This is a genomic window from Nocardioides jiangsuensis (genome assembly GCF_019679455.1).
In the GTDB taxonomy this organism is placed as follows: Bacteria; Actinomycetota; Actinomycetes; order Propionibacteriales; family Nocardioidaceae; genus Nocardioides_C; species Nocardioides_C jiangsuensis.
In genome coordinates, this window is sequence record NZ_JAIEZQ010000001.1 from 1,764,903 (window position 1) to 1,786,811 (window position 21,909).

The following is a 21,909-nucleotide window of genomic DNA, read 5'->3' on the forward strand; positions in this document are numbered from 1 at the left end:
CCCTGGGGCCGGAAGATAGAGTCCTCGCGTGAGCGAAATCGAGATTGGCCGCGCCAAGCGCGGTCGCCGCGCGTACTCCTTCGACGACATCGCGATCGTGCCGAGCCGGCGCACGCGTGACCCCGAGGAGGTCTCGGTCGCCTGGCAGATCGACGCCTACCGCTTCGAGATCCCGATCGTCGCGGCGCCGATGGACTCGGTGATGTCCCCGGAGACCGCGGTCGCCTTCGGCAAGCACGGCGGTCTCGGCGTGCTCGACCTCGAGGGCCTGTGGACCCGGTACGACGACCCGACGGACCTGCTCGCCGAGGTCAGCGGGCTGCGCGGGCAGGCCGCCACCCAGCGGATGCAGGAGATCTACGCCGAGCCGATCAAGCCGGAGCTGATCACCGCGCGGCTGCGACAGATGCGCGAGTCGGGCGTGACCGTCGCCGGCTCGCTCTCCCCGCAGCGCACCAAGGAGTTCGCGAAGACCGTCGTCGACGCCGGCGTGGACATGTTCGTGATCAGGGGGACGACGGTCTCGGCCGAGCACGTCTCGGGGCAGGCCGAGCCGCTGAACCTCAAGGAGTTCATCTACGAGCTCGACGTCCCGGTCATCGTCGGCGGCTGCGCGACGTACCAGGCCGCCCTGCACCTGATGCGCACCGGCGCCGCGGGCGTCCTCGTCGGCTTCGGCGGGGGAGCGGCGCACACCACCCGCACCGTGCTCGGCCTCGCGGTCCCGATGGCCTCCGCAGTGGCGGACGTCGCGGCCGCGCGCCGTGACTACCTCGACGAGTCCGGCGGCCGCTACGTGCACGTGATCGCCGACGGCTCCGTGGGCCGCAGCGGCGACGTGGCGAAGGCGATCGCCTGCGGCGCCGACGCGGTGATGGTCGGCTCCCCGCTGGCTCGTGCCGAGGAGGCTCCCGGCCGCGGGTTCCACTGGGGCGCCGAGGCGTGGCACGCCCAGCTGCCGCGTGGCGAGCGTGTCGAGATCGGCACCGTCGGCACGCTCGAGGAGATCCTGTTCGGCCCCTCGCGGGTCGCGGACGGCACGATGAACCTGGTCGGCGCGCTCCGCCGTTCGATGGCCACCACCGGCTACACCGAGGTCAAGGAGTTCCAGCGGGTCGAGGTCGTCGTCCAGTGACGCTCCGGTGACCATGCCGGTGACCCTCCGGCCGCTCCGCGTCGCCGCCGCGCAGGCCGAGTCGGTCGCCGGGGACCTCGACGCGAACGTGGCCACCGCGGTGCACCTGGTGTCCGCCGCGGCGGACTGGGGCGCCCGCGTCGTGGTGCTCCCCGAGCTGTTCCTGACCGGCTACAGCCCGCAGGCCTGGCTGCCCGAGCTGACAACCACCCCCGACGACCCGCGGCTCGAGCCGCTGGCGTCGGCGGCCCGGGAGCGCGCGGTCGTCGTGGTCGCGGGGGCAGCGGTACGACGGAGCGGACCGGACGGGTCCGCGCAGCGCTTCACGCTCTCGCTGCTCGTCGTGGACGAGGCCGGCGAGGTCACCGCGCCCTACGACAAGCAGCACCTCTTCGACACCGAGCGGGCGTTCTTCGCGCCCGGCGCCCAGGGCGCGAGCATCGTCGTCGACGGGTGGGAGCTCGGCCTCGGGGTCTGCTACGACGGCTGCTTCCCCGAGCACGCCCGGGCCGCCGCGGAGGACGGCGCCCGCGCCTACCTGTGCCCGTCGGCGTACGTCGCCGGCTCGGAGCACCGGCGCGACCTGTACTACGCCGCCCGCGCCCTCGACAACGGGATCTACGTCGTGTTCGCCGGGCTGACCGGCCGCTGCGGCGGGCTCGACTTCAGCGGCGGGAGCGCGGTCTACGACCCGGAGGGCCGCGCGCTCGGCCGCGCCGGGATCATCTCGCCCGCGGCCGTCGTCGCGGACCTCGACCCGGTCGAGGTGGCGCGGGTGCAGGCGGAGAACCCGATCGCCCGGGACCGCCTGGGTTCGCTGGGCGGTCGTAGCCGCGTCGTGGTGGCGGGCCCCCGCCCCTAGTCCCGTGGCGCCACCCGGCGTGGTGGCCGGGCTGTCCGGGGCAGGGTGTCAATGGCCCCGAGCCGCTATTTCTGGTTAATTTTGTCCGCCGAACCGTAGATGAACGCTCTTTTCGGAATCAATTCGGGCAAATATCGAAACGCTTTCCGAATGCTTTTCGTTCTGCTTTCATTCATGAGTCCGGGTGCCTGCCGAGGTTGATCGCTCGCATTCACTTGGGGGGAAAGTGTGATCGGGTATTTCATCTCGAAGGGGCGGATTATGGGGAAACTCGGATTGCTTCGGACGTGGAGGGTGGCGGCCCTGACGGGGGCGCTGCTGCTGGCGGGGATGTCGGCAACCGCGGCGCCGGCGTCGGCGGCGGAGTCGCCGACGGTGGTGTCGTTGACGTTCAACGACGGGCTGTCGTCGCAGTACCGCAACGCGGTGCCGGTGCTGCGGTCCCACGGGATGAACGGCACGTTCTACGTGGCGAGCAACTGGGTGAAGAGCAACGACGCGAAGTACATGCGCTTCTACCACCTCGACGAGCTGGTCCGGGACGGCAACGAGATCGGCGGGATGGGTCGCGACCACCGGAACCTCACGACGTCGTACTCCTCGGACCCGGCGGTGGACCTGGCCTACAAGCAGGACCAGGTGTGCGGTGACCGACAGGCGCTGGCCGACTGGGGCTACGACCCGCAGAGCTTCGCCTACCCCGGCGGGGCCGAGAACACGCAGGTCCAGGCGATCGTGCGTGACTGCGGGTTCACCTCCGGCCGGGTGGCCGGCGGACTCTCCGCGACCGGACCGACCTACGCGGAGGCGGTCCCGCCCGCGAACCCGCTCCGTCTGCGGCCCGCCAACCTGGCGGCCGCACCGATCACCCTCCAGGCCCTGCAGAACGCGGTGACCGCGGCGTCGAACAACGGCGGAGGCTGGCTGCCGATCGGGTTCAACCAGGTGTGTGACCAGGCGGCCGCGGACTACGCGTCGTGCATGAGCACCCCGAAGCCGATCGACCGCGCGGCGCTGTCCTCGTTCCTGGACTGGCTGGGGAACGGTGCGCCGGCCGGGACGACGGTGGCGACGGTGCGGCAGGTGATGGGCTCGCCGCAGCCGTCCCTGCCGCCGCGGCCGTTCGTGGTGTCGCTGACCTTCGACGACGGCCTTCGGTCGCAGTACGGGTTGAAGGACATCTTCGCCCGGCACGACGCGGAGGGGACGTTCTACATCAACTCCGGCGCGGTGGACGCCGGCGAGGCCGGGACGATGTCCTGGGACCAGATCCGGGACCTCCAGGCGGCCGGTCACGACATGGGCGGACACACCCGCGACCACGTGAACCTGCTGTCGGCCGAGACGACGTTCGACTACAAGTGGGACCAGACGTGCCAGGACCGGATGCGGTTGCTCGAGGAGGGCATCAACGCGGTCAGCTTCGCCTACCCGTTCGGGGCGATGGACGCCACCGCCCAGCCGATCGTGCGGGGCTGCGGCTACCAGTCCGGCCGCAAGGCGGGCACCGTGACCTCGGACGGCCCGATCTACTCCGAGACGATCCCGGTGACCGAGAACCCGTACGCGATCCGGATCCTCGGCACGAACTACAACGGGGCGGTCACGCTGGAGGCGCTGCAGTACGCGGTGAACCAGGCGATCCGGTACGGCGGCAGCTGGCTGCCGACGCTCTACCACCAGATCTGCTACCACGACCAGCCGAACTACGAGACCTGCATGTCCGGGTACCGGCCGGTCGACGACCTGACCATCGACGCGTTCCTGACCTGGATCGACTCCCAGGCCGGCCGGAACATCAGCGTGAAGACCATCGCCGACGTCATGGGCGGCGGCGTGACCGCTCCGCTGGTGTCGGTGACCGGTCCGGCGGCGGACGCGACGGTGGCCACCGGGCAGCCGGAGCTGACGGGCACCGCGAGCGGGACCGGGCCGGTGTCGGTGCGGGTCTACCAGGGGCAGTACTCCACCGGGACGGTGCTCAGGACGCTGACGGCCTCGGTGAGCAACGGCTCCTGGAGCGTGCAGCCGGGCACCGCGCTGAGCGACGGCACCTACACCGTCCAGGCAGACCAGCCCGCGGGTGCGGCGACCGGGACCAGCGTGCCGGTCACCTTCACCGTGGACTCGACCAGCACCCCGGCCGACACCGTTGCTCCGGAGGTCGCGGTGAGCTCACCCGCCGACGGGGCGACCGTGGACACGGCCACGCCGACGGTCGAGGGCACGGCCGGCACGGCCGCGGGTGACGACGCGACCGTCGGGCTGGACCTCTGGACCGGCACCGACACCTCGGGTACGCCGGCGCAGACGCTGACCGGCTCGGTGGGGACCGACGGCTCGTGGTCGGTGACCCCGAGCTCGCTGGACGACGGCACCTACACGGTGCGCGCCGGCCAGTCCGACGCCGCCGGCAACACCGGCCGGAGCGCTCCGGTGACCTTCACCGTCGCGACCACGGTCGCCGACACCACCGCCCCGGAGGTCAGCATCACCATGCCCACCACCGGCGCTGCCGTCTCGTCGGCGAGCTGGTCGGTGTCCGGCACGGGGGGCACGGCGCAGGGCGACGAGCCCTCGGTCACGGTGGACGTGTTCTCCGGAACGGCGACGAGCGGGACCCCCGTCTCCTCGACGTCCGCCTCGCTCTCGTCCGGAGCCTGGAGCTCGACCGTGAGCGGCCTGGCGGCCGGCACCTACACGCTGGTGGCCAGTCAGCGGGACGCGGCCGGCAACACCGGGCGGAGCGGCCCCGTGCAGGTGACCGTGGCTACGGCGCTGACCGTCACGTCGGCCTCACCCACTGCGCTGGGACAGGGCGCGACCAGTGCCCGGGTCGTCCTGGCCGGCGCCGGGTTCGACGCGACGTCGCGGGTCGCGTTGTCCGGGGCGGGCGTCAGTGCCTCCGTCACCGGGTGGACCGCCACCCAGCTCACGCTCGCGGTGACCGTCGACCCCGCTGCCGAGACCGGGGCGCGGAACGTGACGGTCACCAACGGCGATGGCAGGCAGGGCACGTGCAGCGGCTGCCTCTCGGTGGTTCTCGGGCCGAAGATCACCTCCGTGACGCCGTCGACCATCCGCCGGGGAGGCAGCACGACCGTCACGATCACCGGGGCCAACTTCGGCAGCCAGATGGCGGTGGACGTCTCCGGCACCGGGGTGAACACCGGCACCATGCGGGTGCTGAGCCCGACGACCATGACCGTCGTCCTGCGGGCGACGACGTCGGCACCGCTGACGGCCCGGTCGGTGACCGTGCGAAGCCGGAGCAACCTGGGCAGGCAAGTCCTGGCGAACGCGGTGACCGTGGTCGCCTGAGCGACCCTTGACCCCGGCAGTGCCGGCTACGGGTTGGCCCCACCCGCAGCCGGCGCTGTCGGCTGCCCGCTGCCGGGACGTCGAGAGGGGGCCGTCGGGATCTGACACCGGTCGGGGGGACACGACGAAGGCGGCACCCGGCTGTGCCGCCTTCGTCATGCCGCAGCCGCTCCACCACAGGGGAGGAGGGCACGTCCGCTACCGCACCGGGTAGCCGTACGTCGCCAGGAGGGGGAGGGTCAGCGCCGTGACCAGCCGGCGGTCGCGGCTCGTCATCCGGGTCCGCCACTCCTCGTCCGAGCGCAGCGGGACGGCGCCCTTGGAGAACCGCACCGGGTTGCCGTCCACGAGGTGGTTCTCGGCGAGCAGGGCGCCCTCGCTGGTGAGGAAGGGCAGCTCGACGTCGTCGGGCTCCCCGGCGTGGGCGAGGATGGCCCGCAGGTTGCGCTCCGGGTCCGCGATGAGGTCCTCGTACCGCAGCAGCATGTAGTCCACGTCGAGGCGGTTGGTCCACGCGGTGAGCCCGTTGTACAGGGTGTAGCGCGCGGAGGCGCCGACCGCGCCGTGGCGGGGGAGCATGGTCGGCTCGCCCTCGGTGACCTGCTTGAGGACCACCTTGGTGTTCGAGTAGGCCACCCCGCGGCTGTCCCGCACCAGGTGCACGAGGCGTACGTCGACGTCCGCCGTGCGACGCAGCATCATCGTGTGCGACGGGAGCTTCGACGAGTCGATCACCACCCGCGCCCCGCTGACCTTCCTGATCCCCTCGAAGAGGCGCGCCAGGACGTCGCCGTACATCGCGAGGTCCTCGTCGCCGGCGGTGCGGCGCGACAGCAGCCTCGGCACTCCCCACGGGCGGTCGACGGTGTAGCGCACGCGCAGCACCCGGTCGAGGTCGAGGTTGTCCCATCCTCCGAAGGCGGCCTCCCCGACCTCGGTCCAGAAGGGGCACGTGCGGAACGAGGCGCCGCACCCACAGGGGCGGTTCTCGACGCACCCGCGCAGCCACAGCTCGCGGACCTCACCGGCCGACACGAGGCCGGGCACCTGGCCGAGCATCATGTCGAGGAGCGTGCTGCCGCAGCGGCCCCACCCTCCGATCACCAGAACACGGCCCGGGACGGCTTGACTCTTTTCTCGGTCGATGTCCGACTTCTCCACCCTTGGCTCCCCTTTTCATGGCGACTTGGATCGTAGTTTCAGCGTAGGAGTAAACGCCGCCTCGCGCCGGATAACCAAAGTGCCCGCGACATGATTTTGCAATTATGGAAGAAATCGACCAAAGCTCGCACACGGTGCAACCTCAACAGGCCACTTGGACCGGGACAAAATCTAACGGAATACATGGTTCGACTGATGATTTCGGGCTATTGACCATCATTCCCGAACCATCCGTGTGGACCTCGCGAAGGTCTCCGGGAATCATTTTCTAATCTCGTCGCGACGTGCGCGGAAAAGTAACTACAGTGACTTTTCAACGCCGCCATGTCGGGTTTCGTGTTTTACGACGGGTGGGGGGGGACCGAAATTCACATGGAGGGGGACAGGCATGAGCGAGTCCGCTGGTCTGCGCGTGGGCGTGGTGGGTTGTGGTTACTGGGGGTCGAAGCACGTCCGCGCGCTTCGGTCGCTGGACGCCGTGGGGACGGTGTGCATGATCGACCCGAGCCAGGAGCGCGTGGACAGTCTGCGTCGCAGCTTCCCGGGTCTGGAGAGCTACGCGCATCTCGGCCAGGCGCTCGACGCGATCGATGCGGTGGTCATCGCGACCCCGCCGAGCACGCACAAGCCGCTCGCGCTCGAGGCGATCGCGGCCGGCAAGCACGTCATGGTCGAGAAGCCGCTGGCGACGTCGGCCGCCGACGCCCGGGAGATGATCGACGCCGCCAAGGCGCAGGGCGTGGTCCTGATGGTGGGGCACACGTTCGAGTACCACTCGGCGGTCTGGAGCCTGCGCGAGATGGTCCGGTCGGGGGCCCTGGGCGACCTGTACTACCTGGACACGGCCCGTCTGAACCTGGGCCTGTACCAGCACGACGTCAACGTGCTGCTCGACCTCGCGCCGCACGACATCTCGATTCTGAACTACGTGCTCGGCGCGCAGCCGGTGAGCGTCGAGTGCTGGGCCTCCCGGCACGCGCACCGGCGTCTGGAGGACATCGCCTACCTGCGGCTGTACTACGAGGACCCGAAGGTGGTCGCCAACGTCCACGTGAGCTGGCTCGACCCGTGCAAGGTCCGGCGGGTGACGATGGTCGGCAGCCAGAAGATGGTGGTCTTCGACGACCTCGCGGCCGAGGAGCGGATCCGGGTCCACAACAAGGGCGTCGCGCAGCCGGAGACCGAGGGGGACCTCACGCAGGCTCCGATGTCCTACCGGTACGGCGACGTGGTGTCGCCCTACCTCGTCTTCAACGAGCCGCTCAGCATCGAGGACGAGCACTTCACCGACTGCATCCTGACCGGGATGCGCCCGCTGACCGACGGCGAGAACGGTCTCGCCGTGGTCGAGGTGCTGGAGGCGGCACAGCGGTCCGTCCAGCAGCGACGGGCCGTGGACCTCTCCGAGGTGCGCGGGGGCCTCGACGTCCCCGAGCTCGCGATCCCGCGCCAGGCGAACCGGTCGGCCTCCCGGGAGGTGCTGTGAGCCGGCCGGACCTCACGCCGGCCCCCGCTCCGGTGCCCTTCCTCGACCTGTCCGGGATGACCGCGGACGTCCGGGAGGAGGTGACCGCCGGGTGGAGCGAGCTGCTCGACTCCGGCGCCTTCATCGGAGGGACGGCGGTGGCCCGCTTCGAGCAGGACTGGGCCGCCTTCTGCGGGACCCGCCACGCCGTCGGTGTCGCCAACGGCACCGACGCCCTGCACCTCACGTTCCGCGCGCTCGGGATCGGCGCCGGCGACGAGGTGGTCGTCCCGGCGAACACGTTCGTGGCGACCGCGGAGGCGGTGGTCCTCGCCGGCGCCCGGCCTCGCTTCGCCGACGTCGACCCGGACACGCTGCTGATCACCCCGGAGACCCTCGAGGCGGCGATGACGCCCGCCGTCCGGGCGGTCGCGGTCGTCCACCTCTACGGCCAGATGCCCGACATGGAGGGGCTGCTCGCGACGGCCGCCCGGCTGGGCATCGACGTGGTCGAGGACGCCGCGCAGGCCCAGGGCGCCACGAGGGGGGAGGCCCGCGCCGGCGCCCACGGCGTGGCGGGCTGCTTCAGCTTCTACCCGGGCAAGAACCTGGGCGCCTTCGGGGACGCCGGTGCGGTGGTGACCTCCGACGACCGGCTGGCGGAGACGCTCCTGTCGCTGCGCGACCACGGCCGGGCCGGCTCCGGGCACTACGACCACGGTCTGCTCGGCCTGAACAGCCGCCTCGACGCGGTCCAGGCCGTGGTGCTGGCCGCCAAGCTGCGTCACCTCGACGCGTGGAACGCGGCACGGGCCGACCTGATGGCGGTCTACCGCGACCTGCTCGACCCGGACGTCGCGCCGCTGGTGGGGCGGCTGCAGGGGGGCCGCGGGGTGCACCACCTCGCCGTGACGCGGGTGCTCGACCGTGCCCGGGTGCGGGAGGAGTTGGCCGAGGCGGGTGTCGCGACCGGCATCCACTACCCGACCCCGTGTCACCTGATGACGCCGTACGCCGGCTACGCGGACGGTCCGCTCCCGGTGACCGAGTCCGCGGCCGCGCAGGTCCTCTCGCTGCCGCTGTACCCGCACCTGCGCGTCGGGGACGTGGAGCGGGTCGCGAAGACGGTCAACGCCATCGCGCCGAGGAGGTCCGGACGATGAGCGGGTCCGTGCGCGTCGGCGGGCGGCTCCGTGCCGACGACGACGTCTCCGTGGGCTACCCCGCACAGCGGCCGGTCGCCGCGCCCCTCGAGCTCGGCTCCGACGCCATGCTCCGCAGCGGGTCGGTGCTCTACCAGGGCAGCGAGATCGGCGACCGGTTCCAGACCGGCCACCACGTGGTGGTGCGGGAGGAGTGCGTGGTCGGCGACGACGTCTCGATCTGGAGCAACACCGTCGTCGACTACGGCTGCCGGATCGGCGACCGCGTCAAGATCCACTCCAACTGCTACATCGCCCAGTACACCGAGATCGGGGACGACGCCTTCCTCGCGCCCGGCGTCACCATCGCCAACGACCTCTACCCGGGGCGCGGCGACTCGGCGGAGCTGATGTCGGGTCCATCGATCGGCGCCGGCGCCCAGCTCGGGGTCAACGTCACGGTGCTGCCGTACGTCAGGATCGGTGCGGGCTGCCTGGTCGGGGCCGGCGCGGTGGTCACCCGGGACCTGCCCCCGGGGTCGGTGGCCTTCGGCAACCCCGCGGTGGTGCGGGGCAGGGTCGAGGACCTCAGCGACATCAGCAGCCGGGTGGAGGCGGACGACCTCTCGTTCTCGAGGTTCCGGTTCGCCTCGCCCGAGCGGGTGCCGAACGGCGACGGGGTACGCCCATGACGAACGCCTGGACGGGGGATTCGCCGGGTGCCGGCAAGCTCCCTCTGGTCGACGCGGTGCGCGGCTATGCCGGGCAGGGCCTCAAACGCACGCTGGACCTGACCGTCGCCCTGGTGGCCCTCGTCCTCCTCTCGCCGCTGCTGCTCGCGGTCTACGTCGCGGTGCGGGTCACCAGCCCCGGGGCCGGGTTCTTCCGGCAGACCCGGGTGGGCCTGAACCAGCGGTCCTTCTCGATGTACAAGTTCCGCACCATGCGCGAGGGCTGTGACCAGACCGTGCACCGGGACTACGTCCTGCGGCTGCTCGCCGAGGAGGTCGAGGCGGAGGGGGGCCTGTACAAGCTCGAGGACGACTTTCGGGTCACCCGGCTGGGGTCCTGGCTGCGCCGCACGAGCATCGACGAGCTGCCCCAGCTGTTCAACGTGATCCGCGGGGACATGTCCCTGGTCGGTCCGCGTCCTGCCCTGGCCTGGGAGGTCGAGAACTTCCCGGGGTGGGCGATGACCCGGTTCACGGTCCGGCCCGGTCTGACGGGGCTGTGGCAGGTGAGCGGGCGCAGCCGCCTCACCATGCTCCAGGGGCTGCGGCTCGACGCGGTGTACGTCGTGAGGAGGACCTTCTGGTTCGACCTGGTCATCCTGCTGCGGACCGTCCCCGCCGTGCTGGGGCGGGGAGCTCGCTGATGGTCGAGTCGCCGGAGGACCTCGGCAGCGGCCGGGGCACCGCCCGCGACTCGCTCGTGGTCGGGGGCTGCACCGCGGTGAGCCGTGCCACCGGTGTGGTGCGGGTCGTGGTGGTCGGCGCCGTGCTCGGGCCGACGTACTTCGGGAACACCTTCCAGCTCACCAACTCGCTGCCGAACTTGATCTACTACGGGTTCCTCGCGGGCTCGCTGTTCTCCTCGCTGCTGGTGCCGGCGCTCGTGCATCACATCGACCGCGCCGACCGGGCACGGAGCGCCGCGGTCAGTGGTGGCTTCCTGGGCGTGGCGTGGGCCGTGATGGCGCTGGTGGTCCCGGTCGCCGTGCTCGCCCTGCCGCCGCTGCTCCAGGTCGTGGGCTCGGACCAGTCCGCGGTGGCCACAGCCCAGGTCGACCACGCCCGGCTCCTCATCCTGCTGACCGCTCCGCAGGTCTTCCTCTATGCGCTCGCCGGTGCGGCCACCGCGGTGATGAACGCCCACCGTCGGTTCGCCCTGGCCGCTGCCGCGCCCGCGGTCGAGAACCTCGGCGTGATCGCCGTCCTGGCGCTGGTGCACGTGCTGTACGCCGGGTCGGGCACCGAGTCGGCCTCGCAGCCCCTCGGGAAGCTGCTGCTGCTCGGCCTCGGCTCGACCGCGGCGGTCGCCGCGCACGCCGCCCTCCAGTGGTGGGGGGCGCACCGGTGCGGCGTGCGGCTCCGGCCGCGCTGGGGCTGGCGCGACCCGGAGGTGGTGGTCGTCGTACGCCGTGCGGTCCGGTCGCTCGCGCAGGCGGGGCTGCTCGCGCTCCAGATGCTGACCCTGCTGCTGCTCGCCAGCCGCGTGGCCGGCGGCACCGTGGCGCTCCAGATGGCGCTCAACTTCTACTACCTCCCCGTGGCCCTGGTGGCCACCCCCGTGGGCCTGGCGCTGCTCCCGCGGCTGTCCCGGCTGCACCGCGACGAGGACCGCGGACCGTTCGGGGAGGCGTTCGTGGGTGGTCTCGGGCTGGCCCTCTTCCTCGCGGTGCCGGCGGCGGTGGGCTACCTGCTCCTGGCCGGCCCGGTGGCCCACGTCGTCCTCGCGGGGCAGATGAGCTCGGAGGCGGGGTTCCTGATGCTGTCGGGGTCCCTGGCCGCCCTGTCCCTTGGACTCGTGGGACAGACCTGCTTCTTCGTGGCGACCCAGGCCGCCTACGCCCGGGGCGACACGCGCACCCCCCTGGTCTCCATGGCGATCCAGGCCGCGGTCTGCCTGGCCCTGTGCACCGGCGCCGCGCTGAGCAGATCGGGGGAGGTCGCGGTCGTGCTGCTCGGCGGCTCCTACGCGGTCGCCTCGCTGGTGGGCGGCGGCCACCTGCTGCGCCGTGTCCTGGTCGTGCACGCCGGGGGCGGTCACGGCCTTCTCCGCTCCTTCGGGCGGGTGCTCGTCGGGGCGCTCCTCATGACGGGACCGGTGGCGCTGGTCGTGCGCGGCGTGGTGCCGGCGGACGGCGGCCGCGCGGCCTGGTTCCTGGCCCTGGTGCTCGGAGGCCTCGTGGGGCTCGCGGTGTTCTTCGGGAGCCAGGTCCTGCTGCGCTCGCCGGAGCTGGCCTCGCTGCGCTCGGCGGTGCGCCGCCCCTCCACCGCGGTCGTCGCGGGACGGGGCGCGGAGTCATGACGACGGCGCTGCCCGCGAGGCGCACGCACTCCCCGGTGCCCCGGACGGCGGGGGTCGCGGTCGCGATCGTGGTCTGCGCGGCCGGGCTCGGGGTGCTCGTGGCGACCCTGCCGCTGGTCGCGGTGCTGCTGCTCGCCGGCGGGGCGGTCGCGGCGTGGGTCTGGGTCCGGCCGGACGCCGCCGCGCTGCTCGTCATCGGGGTCACTCCGCTCGTGGCCGGGATCGACCGCGGCAGGCTGCTGCCGCTGCTGCGTCCCAACGAGGCCCTGGTGGTCTGCCTCAGCGCGGTGCTGGTCGTCCGGGCGCTCGTCCTGCTCCCGGTCGGCGCCCGTCCGCGGGTGCGGCTGAACCGGCTCGAGTGGTCGCTGGTGGCGATGGCGGTGGCCAGCTCCGTCGTACCCCTGCTGTGGATGCTGGCCCGGGGGCTGTCTCCGACCGGGGACGACGTCAGCCACGCGCTCGTGCTGTGGAAGTACCTCGCGGTCTACGTACTGGTCCGGGTCACGGTCACCACCGAGCGGCAGGTCCACGCGTGCCTGTGGGTGTCGGTCGCGGCGGCGACCGTGGTCGGGGCGGTCGGGGTACTCCAGGCGCTCGACCTCCTCGGCGTCCGTCAGCTGCTGCTCGGGCTGTACGTCCCGTTCGGGCACGTCGGCGCGCTGGCCCAGCCCCGGGGCGGGTCGACCCTGGCCCTCCCGGCTGCGACCGCGGACCTGCTCATCTTCAACTTCGCCCTCGTCATGGGGCTGTGGTGGAAGGGCAGGCGCCACGGCCTGCTGCTGGGTGCGGCCGGAGCCGTCTTCGTCCTGGGCACGTTCGCGGCCGCCGAGTTCTCGAGCTTCTTCGGGCTCGTGGTCGGCTCCGTCGTGGTGGCCGCGGCCCTGGGCCGGCTGGACCTGCTGCGGTGGGCGCCCCTGGCCCTCGCCGGCGGGCTGGCGGCGGTGTGGCCGGTGGTGGAGCACCGGCTGATGGGCTTCCAGAGCGTGCACGGGCTCCCGGTGAGCTGGACCACGCGGCTCACGAACCTGCAGACCTACTTCTGGCCCGAGCTCTTCTCGGGCTCCAACCCGCTGCTCGGCGTCCGCCCATCGGCCCGCGTGGCGGTCCCGTCCCAGGGCACCGGCTTCGTCTGGATCGAGAGTGGCTACACCTGGCTGCTCTGGGGCGGCGGGATCCCGCTGTTCGCCGCCTTCGTCTACTTCGTCTTCCTGTCCTCGCGCCTGATGTGGCGGCGCTGCCGGCCGCTGTCCCGCTGGAGCGGCGTGGCGGCGCTGGGTGCGCTCACCGGGGTGTCGGTCGTCACCGCGCTGATGGTGTTCGACCCCCACCTCACCTACCGGGGTGCCGCGGACTGCCTCTTCTCGTTGCTCGCGCTCGCGACGGTCGGCGCCTCGGCCGCCGGCTCGTCCGAGCCCCTGCCCCAGTCGCACCAGATGATCGGAGACCCACCATGACCCGCACGACCGCACCCCAGCCTGGAGGAGGGGGTCTCCTGCGCACCTACCTCTGGCTGGTCCTGGCCACCATCGCACTGACGGTGGTGGCCGCGCTCCTCGCCCTGGGAGAGCAGGAGCGCACCTACACCTCGACCGCCCAGGTCGTGGTCAACCCGGAGATGACCGGCGGCGGGGCCCCGATCCTGCCGCAGATGGGGACCGAGCGGGCGAAGGTCGAGTCCGGCGACGTCGCCGCCGCGGCGGCGGAGCGGATCGGGACGGACGTCGAGACCGCCTCGGAAGGCCTGTCCGTCACCGTGCCGGTGGACACCAACGTGCTCGCCATCAGCTATACGGCCGGAACGGACAGCCAGGCCCGCGAGGGCGCAGAGGCGTTCACCCGGGAGTACGTCGACTACCGCAACGCCGACAGCAAGGTGAGGGTGGCCGAGGTGATCAGCGAGGCCGAGCTGCCGGAGGCCTCGCCGCCGAACTATCCGCTGGTGGGTGGTCTGGCGCTGGTCGCGGGCCTGGTCCTCGGGGTGGCCGCGGCCTTCGCGTGGGACCGGACGCGGGACCGGCTACGCGGCACGGCCGACGTCCGGCAGGTCACGGGGCTGCCGGTCCTCGCCTCGGTCCCGCGGGCCCGGTCCGGCTCGGACCCGCTCGCGCCTCCCGTCCGCATCCGGCAGGCCTTCGGCTACCTCGCCGCGCAGCTCACCAGCCTGACCGAGAACAAGCGCCGCGACGTCGCCGTGCTGGTCACCAGCCCCCGGTCGGGGGCAGGGACGACCACGGTCGCCGCGCAGACCGCGATCGCGCTCGCGGAGCTCGGCCGTGACGTGGTCCTGGTCTCCGCGGACGTGCAGCGGCCGTCGCTGCCCCGGCTCTTCGGCGTCGACAACGTGCCCGGCCTCACCGAGGTTCTCGACGGCGTGTGCACCCTCGAACGGGCCCTGCACACCACCGGGACGCCCGGCCTCCGGCTGCTCGCGGCCGGAGCGTCACCGGGGGCGACGGTGCGGTTCAACCTCGAGGACCTCGAGCTGCTCATCGGCCGGCTGTCGGGTGACGGGATCGTGGTCATCGAGGCGCCGCCGGTGCTGGAGGCACCGCAGTGCGTGGCCCTCGCGGACCGGGTCGACCTGGCGGTGCTGGTCACCGACCAGCGGCCCGGGTCGCGGTCGGACGCCGCGGCCGCCGTGGAGATCCTGGGCCGGACCGACGCGCGCCTGGCCGGCTGCGTCGTGAACACCCCGCGCCGCTCCCTGCGCCGGACGGCGGAGCCGGAGGGTGACACGAGGTCGGAGTGGCAGCAGTCCCTGCAGCAGTCCCTGGAGAGCCCCGGGGTCGCGCCCGCGGTCCTGGTCGAGAATGCGCAGCACCGGGCCCGGTGACCGCCTCCGCCGGGCCCTGCCCCGGCGGGGGCGGGTCGGCGACCGGGACGGGGAGGGGCGCGCGCCCCTGGCACCCTGGCTCCGCTGGCTGATGCTCGTGCCGCTGCTCCTGGTGACCCTCGTCGTGGTCCGCCAGGAGGTGCCGGCCGTGACGTCGTCCGCGGACCCGGTCAGCTCGTCGCCGCCCCCGGACACCGGCTGGTTCCGGACGCTGCCCGCGGGCTCCTGGACGCAGCTGCCCGACGACCGGACCTGCACCGAGCGGGTCCGGCGCTCGACCTGGGAGCCCCGGCCCGACAACCACACGCCCAACCGCACGACGCCCGACGTCGAGACGGTGCACGCCTCGTTCGCGGCCCGGCCGCGAGCCGTCGCCGGCGGGTACGACGACCGCTGGGACTCCTGGCTCCCGCAGCGCGTGACCGGCGCTCACACCGGCACGACCGACGAGAACATCCAGTGGGCGGCCTGCAAGTGGGGGATAGCGGACAACCTGCTCCGTGCGATCGCGGTCCGCGAGTCGGCGTGGTTCCAGTACCAGGTCTACCCCTCGGGGCGCTGCGTGGCTCAGGTCGGCTGCGGCGACATGACGACCGGCGACGTCCCCGGGCACCGCTTGTTCTGTACGGCCGTCAGCCGACACGGCTACGACTACCGGCAGGACTACCCGGCGGGGGTGTGCCCGAAGACGTACTCGATCGTCGGGGTGATGTCGTGGCACGACCCCCGGTGGGGCCCGATGCCGGAGAACCAGAACGGCACCTTCCCCTTCAACCGCGACTCGACCGCGTTCGCCCTGGACTACCTGGGCGCGTTCCTGCGCGGCTGCCAGGAGGGATGGCTTCACTGGCTCGGCAACACCGGTGACGGCAGCTACGCCGCGGGGGAGACGTGGGGCTGCGTCGGCGCCTGGTACGCCGGGTCGTGGCTGACCCCGCCGGCCCGGGAGTACGTCGGCCGGGTCCGGGCCGCGCTCGACGACCGGGCCTGGCTCACCTCGGACTGGGCGGCGTACGAGCCGCCCTGCTCACCGGCGTACGGCTGTCCGCGCGGCCGCTGAGCCCGTGCGTGGAGCGACCACGGCCAGATAGGCCTGGGACTGCCGCTCCCAGGCGAGCCAGGTGTGCACCCGCTCCCGTCCCACGGCGCCGAGCTCGCGGCGTGCGTCCGGGTCGTCCAGCAGGCGGAGCACGGCGTCGGCGAGCGCCTGCTCGTCGCCGGGGGCGACCAGCACGGCGGCGTCCTCCGCGATGCTGCGCGTCTCGGGGAGGTCGAAGCTGACCAGCGGCAGGCCCGACGCCATGTACTCCATGGCCTTCACCGGGGACACCTCGGCCTGGAGGGAGGTGTCGAGACCGACGTCGGAGGACGCCATGTAGCCGAACACCTGCTCCTCAGGCAGCCACCCGGTCACCGTGACCCAGGGGGCGAGCCCGAGCTGGCCGACCTGCTCGCGCAGCTCCTCCAGGCACTCGCCGTCCCCGAGGACCGCGAAGCCGCAGTCACGTCGTCCCGCCCCGTGCACGACGAGGTCGGCGACGCGGAGGACGAGGTCGACCCGGTCCTGGCGGCCCATCTTCCCCGCCCAGCAGACCAGGTGCCGGTGCGGCCCGCGGAGCGCGGTGTCCGCCCGGGCCCGCTCGACCCGGGCCAGCACGGGACCGTTGCGCACGAGCGTGACCCGGTCGGCCGCGGCGCCGGAGGCGACCAGCCGCTGCCGCAGCCAGTCGTTGACCGTGAGGGTGTGGTCGGCGCTGCGTTGCGTACGCCGTTCGAGCCAGAACAGCACCCGGGTCATCAACCGCGGGGGCCGCTCGTAGCGCGAGGCCAGCAGCTCCGGCATCAGGTCCCGCTGGTCGACCACGACGCGTGCCCCTCCCCACCGGGCCAGCACGGTCAGCGGGAAGTAGATGTCGGGCGGCTGGCACACCTGGAGCACGTCGATGCGGCCCCGGAGCCGCAGCCGGAGCAGGTGCCACGAGGCCCAGGCGAAGGACACGGCGTACTCACGCAGGTAGCCGGCCGCACCGCCCGGCTCGGCCGGCTCGGGGTACTCCAGGAGCGTCATCCCCGGGACGTCGCGGTACCGGTCGTTGTCCGGGTGGCGCCGGGTGACCACCGAGAGCCGGTAGCCGGCCCGCAGCAGGTCGTCGACCTGCTTGCGCAGGCGGGTGTCCACGCCGACCGCGACGTTCTCCACCACGACCGCCACGTGCCAGGGCCGGTCCCCCCGACCGCCCGGAGAACGCCGCGGCACCAGGAAGGCCATCGTCAACGCCCCTGCGCGGGGGCCGGCTCGGGGGCTCCCGTCACCCGGACGGAGGCCCGCTCAGCCGCCGGTCCGGAGACAACCCACCCGTCGCCCTCCCGGCGCAGGTCCGAGGCGGCCCGCTCGCGCCACCACGAGGCGGCCTCGTGCGGCAGCGGCTGCCACCGGGTGGAGTCGTGCTCGAACTCCTCGAGCAGCTCCCGCCACGCCGCGGCGGCGTGCGGGTTGCGGGCGTAGTCGGGGTGGCTCAGCACCAGCACCAGGCCTCCCCGGCGCCGGATCTCGTGGGCCTTGTCCACCCAGGTGCGCCCCGTCCGGTGCTGGAGGATCTCGAACAGCGTGTGGTCCTGCGGGAGCGTGATCGGGAGCTCGACGGTGTCCTCGACGAAGAACGGCAGGTAGCTGCAGCACCCCCCGGGCTGGGGCTCGTAGGGGTCGGTGTCGGTGTACGACGAGTCGTAGTCGAAGCCCAGCATCGACATCAGCTCCCACGCGCGCTGGGTGGCCGGGGAGCGGAACCCCACCGCGCCCCACGCGTCGGCGTGCCGGCGGATCTCGGGGAGCCGCTGCTCGAGCAGGTGCCGCGACGCCAGGTCCCGTCCGTCGTGGCGCAGCCCGTGTACGCCGACCTCGCAGCCGTCACCGGTGACCGCCGACCGGACCGCGTCGGTGACGTCGTACCGCTCGGGGACGAAGTTCCACCCCGACCGGTAGCCGCGGGACCGCTCGTCCGCGCGGAGCAGCTCCATGTCGTCGACGCCGGCCTGGGTCTCCACGTCGTGGGAGAGCACCATCGCCCACTCCTTGCCGTCCGGCCAGGGGGCGATCCACGGCACCGGCTCGCCGGCGACGCCCGCGACCGTGGCCAGCAGCCAGTCGTACATGTCGTGCAGGCTGTGCTCGACGGGCCAGGCCGGGAACGACTCGGCCGGGTCCTGGCTCCGCGCGAAGGCTCGCCGCATCCGCAGCTGGGTGCCGCGGGGGAGCAGCGGACGGACGGCGTAGTAGCCACGCACGGCCGCGGTGCGGGCCAGACGCGTCGCGGCGGCCCGCGCCCCGAGCGAGGTGTACTTCTCGGACCAGAGGACGTGCATGACCTCGCCGGGGTCGAACGGCAGGAAGACGCTGCCCTTCTCGTCGCGCCACACCGACGCGATGCGCCGCCCCTTGCCGTCGAGGATCGGCTCGGCGGGGTGCCACCCGCTGCCGTGGGACCGCAGCTCCGCGTCCGGGTTGCCGCGCCGGAGGTGGCCGGCCATCGTGAAACCGTCCAGCCGGAACCGGCCCGCCCGGGAAGCACGCGGGGCGCGGCCCGGCCCGGACCTCGACCACAGCAGCACCCGGCCGCCGGTGGCGGCCCGGTCGGCGCCGCGGAGGACGCCGGTCCCGGCCGGCAGGTCGTGGGCGGCCGCCGACTCCTCGACGGCGTAGGGCACGCGGACGTAGTCGAAGAAGGCGAAGGGGTGCGACGACTCGAACACGGAGGACCTCTCGGGTGGCAGAAGGCGGTCAGAGACCCCGCCGGACGGCTAGGTAGGGGAGCAGCGCCAGCTCGTGCAGGCCGGGCAGGGGGTCGCGGAACGAGAAGACCGCCTCGGTGTGGATCCCGCGGAGCGACCGCAGGTAGGCGCGCGGCTCGACCTTCCCCGCGCGCACGTCGCGCACCGCGTTGGGGACGTCGGTGACGAGCCGGACCCAGCGGACACCGGACCGGGCCCGGGTCTCCGGTACGTCGAGCCCGAGCTGGTCCAGGTAGAGCAGGTGGGCGAAGTCGACCCCGGCGGCCTGTCCCAGGGTGTGGTAGCCCCAGGTCCGCGCGTTGACGTCGAGCAGCTTGTACCGCCCGTCGCGCGGGTCGCGCTTGTACTCGAGCTCGACGAGGCCGTAGTAGTCGATGGCGCGCAGGAACCTGCCGGAGAGGTCCGTGAGCTCGTTGGGCTCGATCGTCTCGACGAAGGTGCTGGCCCGGCCGAAGTCGGAGGGGTGCTGGCGCCGCCGCCGTACCGTCATGTCCGCGACCGCCCGCCCGTGCTTGAAGAGCGCGCAGTAGGCGAGCTGGGCGTCGCCGCCGCCCTCCACCAGCTCCTGGATGATCACCTCGTCGGGCCCGGTGATCGCGGCCGCCGCGCGGTAGGCGTCGAGCAGCTCCCCGGAGGTGTCGGCCCGCCACGCCTTCGCCTTCGTTGCGTAGAAGAAGTGCTCCTTGATCGCGGGCTTCACCACCACGGGGGTGCTGAGGTCGACGTCGGCGAGCTCGGCCTCGCCGGCGGGGAACCAGCAGCGGGGCACCGGGATGCCGAGGGACTCCGCGAGCTGGTAGGTCTGGCGCTTGTCCCAGGCGGGCTCCACCGACGGGGTGGCCGGGGTGGGCACCCGGAACCGGGTCGCGAGCTGCTCCCGGTGCGCGGCGATCACGGCGACGGTCTCCTCCCGCGTCGGGTAGAGCACCCAGCCGTCGAGCCCGAGCCGCTGGTGCACGTCGACCAGGGCCGCCAGCGCCGCGTCGGGGGAGCGCAGGTCGGGGACCCGCACCCGTCGGCGCACGAAGCGGGAGGACCCCGCGATGGAGCGCTCGTCGTCGAGCACGACCACGGGGACACCACGGCGTCCCAGGCTCCGGGCGATGCCGAGCCCCTGGTAGTCGCCCCCCACGACCAGCGCCCCGACCGGGGAGCCCGGGGGGACCGGGCCCCCCGGGCGGCGCCCGGCCTGGAGCGCGGAGGTCACCGTCACTCGCTCACGGGCAGGGGCGAGCCCGCACGCGAGCGCGCCTGGCGCCCGGTGACGGCGCCCGTCAGCGACTCGGCGCCGTACCAGCCGCCGGCCACGAAGCGCATGATCGGCCCGAAGCTGTACGCCGCCGGCGCGCCCAGGAAGTGCAGGCCGGACACCGACGACTCCATCCCGACCTTCAGCCGCGGGTAGCCGCCGACGCACTGCACGGCCCCGGCGAGGGCCGGGTCCAGGAACGGGTACCGGCTGATGTCCACGCGGTACCCGGTGCCGAGGAGCAGGTGGTCGACCGTCCGGGTGCTGCCGTCGTCGAGTCCGACCCGCAGGCGGTCGCCGACGACCTCGGCGGACCGCACCTGCGTGCCGACGTGGATCGGCACGTCCTCGAGCCGCGGCCGGAGCCAGGCGGCGCCCGCCGGACGGATCGCCCGGTAGGCCATCGGCTCCTGGAGCGCTCGGGGGAACCGCCGGAAGAGGTCGGGCACGGCGACGATGCGGGAGAGGCCCATCGGCCCCACGTCGGTCGGTGCGTACACCAGGCGGGACCACTTGCCGAGCATGCGGTGGTACTTGCCGCCGTGCAGCCAGTTCAGATGGTCGGCCCGGGCCGCGACCTCGACGTCGGCACCCGACTCCGTCATCAGCGCCGCGGACTCGAGCGCGCTCTGGCCGCCGCCGACGACGAGCACGGTCTTCTCACGGAAGACCCCGAGGTCGTCGTGCTCCGAGGTGTGCGAGACGAGCTCGGACGGGAGTCCCTCGGTGACCGCGGGGCGGTGCACGAAGTCCGCGATGCCGGCCGCGACGACCACCCGTCGGGCCGCGAGCCGGGACTCGTCGTTCAGGGTGAGGACGAAACCGTCGCGGTCGCGCTCGACCCGCTCGACGGCGCGACGGTCAACGTGCGGGGCCGCACGGTTCTGCACCCACATGCCGTAGTCGATGAACCGGTCCAGCGGAACCGGCAGGTGGAAGTCGGATCCCGTTTCCGTGCAGTAGCTGTCGAGTGACAGCGGCCCGTCGTACTCCGCGATGCTGGTGGCGGTCCAGTTGGACCGGAGCAGCATTCCCTTCGGCATGGTCCGCCAGAAAGACATCGGATCGCCGAAGACCGTCGTCTCCACCCCGGCACGTCCCAGGTGGGCCGCTGCCGCGAGCCCGTGGGGTCCGGCGCCGATGATCACGGTCTGTGTTTCGTGCATGGTTCGCCCCGTTCGTGTGATTCGCTTGAGCACGTGAGAGCCAGTATGTAACCGGAAAAAGGCACCGTGCTTGAATTGCGAAAACTTTACGGAGCCATTTCCGTCGGCAAGTCGGCGCAGTTATGAGAAACGCCGCTTAGGCATTTTATGAATATATTGCAATCATTTTGTCGTTCGATATCGATTCAAAGTCGACATGTCCGACTCGCGCTAGCCGGGACGCGGTCCACCGCCTGGGGCGGTGCGGACGCCGGGGCGCGGGGCCGGGTCGGCGGACCAGCTGGCGCCTCTCCGGCCTGGTGAGGTGGAGGAGTCGGAGAGGGGGTGGGAGTCCCGGCCGTACGAACGCCGCCGGCGACCCCCTCCGGGGCCTTCGCGAGAGCGGTGACCGGGGCCACACCGCCCCGGTTTGACGTGCTGACGGATGTCTACGTAATGTTCTCTCTGTCGCCGGGTGCGGCGGGACGCAAGGCCGAGAGGCCGGGCGGCCGGCCCCAGCGAAACCCCAACACTCTCTCACCTCGACCGAGGTGGCCTGGGTGCGCGCTTCGGCGGCTCCGGATCAGTTCGGTGAGACAGACGTGTGTCGGGGGCCGAGCAAGACCCGGATTTGACCGGGCCGAGTGAAGCCGGTAAGTTTTGTCAGGTTGCCCCAGACCGAGGCCGGGAGGCTGAGGGTGGTGCGCGCTTGATCCTTGAGAACTCAACAGTGTGCTAAAAGTCGACGAATTAATTTGTAACGCCAGTCGGCAGGCT

The 21,909-nt window shown here is 72.4% G+C and carries 17 protein-coding genes; 11 read left to right on the forward strand and 6 right to left on the reverse strand.

Translation table 11 applies throughout. The annotated features are described in order from the left end of the window. Positions 1 to 28: 28 nt before the first annotated feature. Both K1X13_RS08335 and K1X13_RS08340 read left to right on the forward strand, forming a co-directional pair. Entirely contained in the window at positions 29 to 1,135 is a 1,107-nt protein-coding gene (locus tag K1X13_RS08335; RefSeq protein ID WP_221024458.1) for a GuaB3 family IMP dehydrogenase-related protein, read from the forward strand. A gap of 13 nt (positions 1,136 to 1,148) precedes the next feature. Next, positions 1,149 to 1,997: a carbon-nitrogen hydrolase family protein gene (locus K1X13_RS08340; protein WP_221024459.1), complete on the forward strand. Its 849-nt coding sequence runs from the start codon at positions 1,149 to 1,151 to the stop codon at positions 1,995 to 1,997. A 65-nt stretch (positions 1,998 to 2,062) separates the two neighbouring features. Here K1X13_RS08340 and K1X13_RS08345 read toward each other — a convergent pair whose 3' ends face one another. Next, the gene (locus K1X13_RS08345; protein WP_221024460.1) at positions 2,063 to 2,392 is read right to left on the reverse strand and encodes a hypothetical protein; all 330 of its coding nucleotides are present in this window, start codon (positions 2,390 to 2,392) and stop codon (positions 2,063 to 2,065) included. Here K1X13_RS08345 and K1X13_RS08350 point away from each other — a divergent pair. Beyond that, positions 2,382 to 5,318, forward strand: a complete 2,937-nt coding sequence (locus K1X13_RS08350) for a polysaccharide deacetylase family protein (RefSeq protein ID WP_221024461.1) — start codon at positions 2,382 to 2,384, stop codon at positions 5,316 to 5,318. The genes K1X13_RS08345 and K1X13_RS08350 overlap by 11 nt on opposite strands. Before the next feature lie 198 nt (positions 5,319 to 5,516). On the opposite strand, the gene K1X13_RS08355 is transcribed toward K1X13_RS08350, so the two are convergent. Next, positions 5,517 to 6,422 carry a sulfotransferase family protein gene (locus K1X13_RS08355; protein WP_221024462.1) on the reverse strand — a complete coding sequence of 302 codons (906 nt, stop codon included), beginning with the start codon at positions 6,420 to 6,422 and terminating at the stop codon, positions 5,517 to 5,519. A 445-nt stretch (positions 6,423 to 6,867) separates the two neighbouring features. On the opposite strand from K1X13_RS08355, the gene K1X13_RS08360 reads away from it, so the two are divergent. The 8 genes from K1X13_RS08360 to K1X13_RS08395 are packed head-to-tail and all read left to right on the forward strand — an operon-like array spanning position 6,868 to position 16,009. Next, entirely contained in the window at positions 6,868 to 7,965 is a 1,098-nt protein-coding gene (locus K1X13_RS08360; RefSeq protein ID WP_225914553.1) for a Gfo/Idh/MocA family protein, read from the forward strand. Beyond that, entirely contained in the window at positions 7,962 to 9,107 is a 1,146-nt protein-coding gene (locus K1X13_RS08365) for a DegT/DnrJ/EryC1/StrS family aminotransferase (protein WP_308249457.1), read from the forward strand. The genes K1X13_RS08360 and K1X13_RS08365 overlap by 4 nt, the downstream gene beginning before the upstream one ends. Continuing rightward, the gene (locus tag K1X13_RS08370) at positions 9,104 to 9,778 is read left to right on the forward strand and encodes an acyltransferase (RefSeq protein WP_221024463.1); all 675 of its coding nucleotides are present in this window, start codon (positions 9,104 to 9,106) and stop codon (positions 9,776 to 9,778) included. Before K1X13_RS08365 ends, K1X13_RS08370 begins: the two co-directional genes overlap by 4 nt. Continuing rightward, positions 9,775 to 10,461, forward strand: a complete 687-nt coding sequence (locus K1X13_RS08375; RefSeq protein ID WP_221024464.1) for a sugar transferase — start codon at positions 9,775 to 9,777, stop codon at positions 10,459 to 10,461. Before K1X13_RS08370 ends, K1X13_RS08375 begins: the two co-directional genes overlap by 4 nt. Further along, positions 10,461 to 12,116 carry a murein biosynthesis integral membrane protein MurJ gene (gene murJ, locus K1X13_RS08380; RefSeq protein WP_221024465.1) on the forward strand — a complete coding sequence of 552 codons (1,656 nt, stop codon included), beginning with the start codon at positions 10,461 to 10,463 and terminating at the stop codon, positions 12,114 to 12,116. The genes K1X13_RS08375 and murJ overlap by 1 nt, the downstream gene beginning before the upstream one ends. Further along, positions 12,113 to 13,570, forward strand: coding sequence for a hypothetical protein (locus tag K1X13_RS08385; protein ID WP_221024466.1), 1,458 nt, complete (start codon positions 12,113 to 12,115; stop codon positions 13,568 to 13,570). The genes murJ and K1X13_RS08385 overlap by 4 nt, the downstream gene beginning before the upstream one ends. Further along, positions 13,567 to 14,949, forward strand: coding sequence for a polysaccharide biosynthesis tyrosine autokinase (locus tag K1X13_RS08390; protein WP_221024467.1), 1,383 nt, complete (start codon positions 13,567 to 13,569; stop codon positions 14,947 to 14,949). The genes K1X13_RS08385 and K1X13_RS08390 overlap by 4 nt, the downstream gene beginning before the upstream one ends. Further along, complete coding sequence (locus K1X13_RS08395) at positions 14,927 to 16,009, forward strand: hypothetical protein (RefSeq protein WP_221024468.1); 1,083 nt, start codon at positions 14,927 to 14,929, stop codon at positions 16,007 to 16,009. Before K1X13_RS08390 ends, K1X13_RS08395 begins: the two co-directional genes overlap by 23 nt. On the opposite strand, the gene K1X13_RS08400 is transcribed toward K1X13_RS08395, so the two are convergent. From K1X13_RS08400 to K1X13_RS08415, 4 genes are read right to left on the reverse strand one after another with little or no spacing between them, the layout of a single operon-like run. After that, a complete protein-coding gene (locus K1X13_RS08400; protein WP_221024469.1) occupies positions 15,977 to 17,218 on the reverse strand; it encodes a glycosyltransferase family 4 protein in 1,242 nt (413 codons plus the stop codon). The genes K1X13_RS08395 and K1X13_RS08400 overlap by 33 nt on opposite strands. A gap of 2 nt (positions 17,219 to 17,220) precedes the next feature. Next, the gene (locus K1X13_RS08405; protein WP_221024470.1) at positions 17,221 to 18,699 is read right to left on the reverse strand and encodes a polysaccharide deacetylase family protein; all 1,479 of its coding nucleotides are present in this window, start codon (positions 18,697 to 18,699) and stop codon (positions 17,221 to 17,223) included. A 28-nt stretch (positions 18,700 to 18,727) separates the two neighbouring features. Beyond that, positions 18,728 to 19,945: a carboxylate--amine ligase gene (locus tag K1X13_RS08410; protein WP_221024471.1), complete on the reverse strand. Its 1,218-nt coding sequence runs from the start codon at positions 19,943 to 19,945 to the stop codon at positions 18,728 to 18,730. Between the two features lie 2 nt (positions 19,946 to 19,947). After that, positions 19,948 to 21,153 (reverse strand): FAD-dependent oxidoreductase, encoded by a 1,206-nt coding sequence (locus K1X13_RS08415; RefSeq protein WP_221024472.1) that lies wholly within the window; start codon positions 21,151 to 21,153, stop codon positions 19,948 to 19,950. Between the last annotated feature and the right edge of the window lie 756 nt (positions 21,154 to 21,909).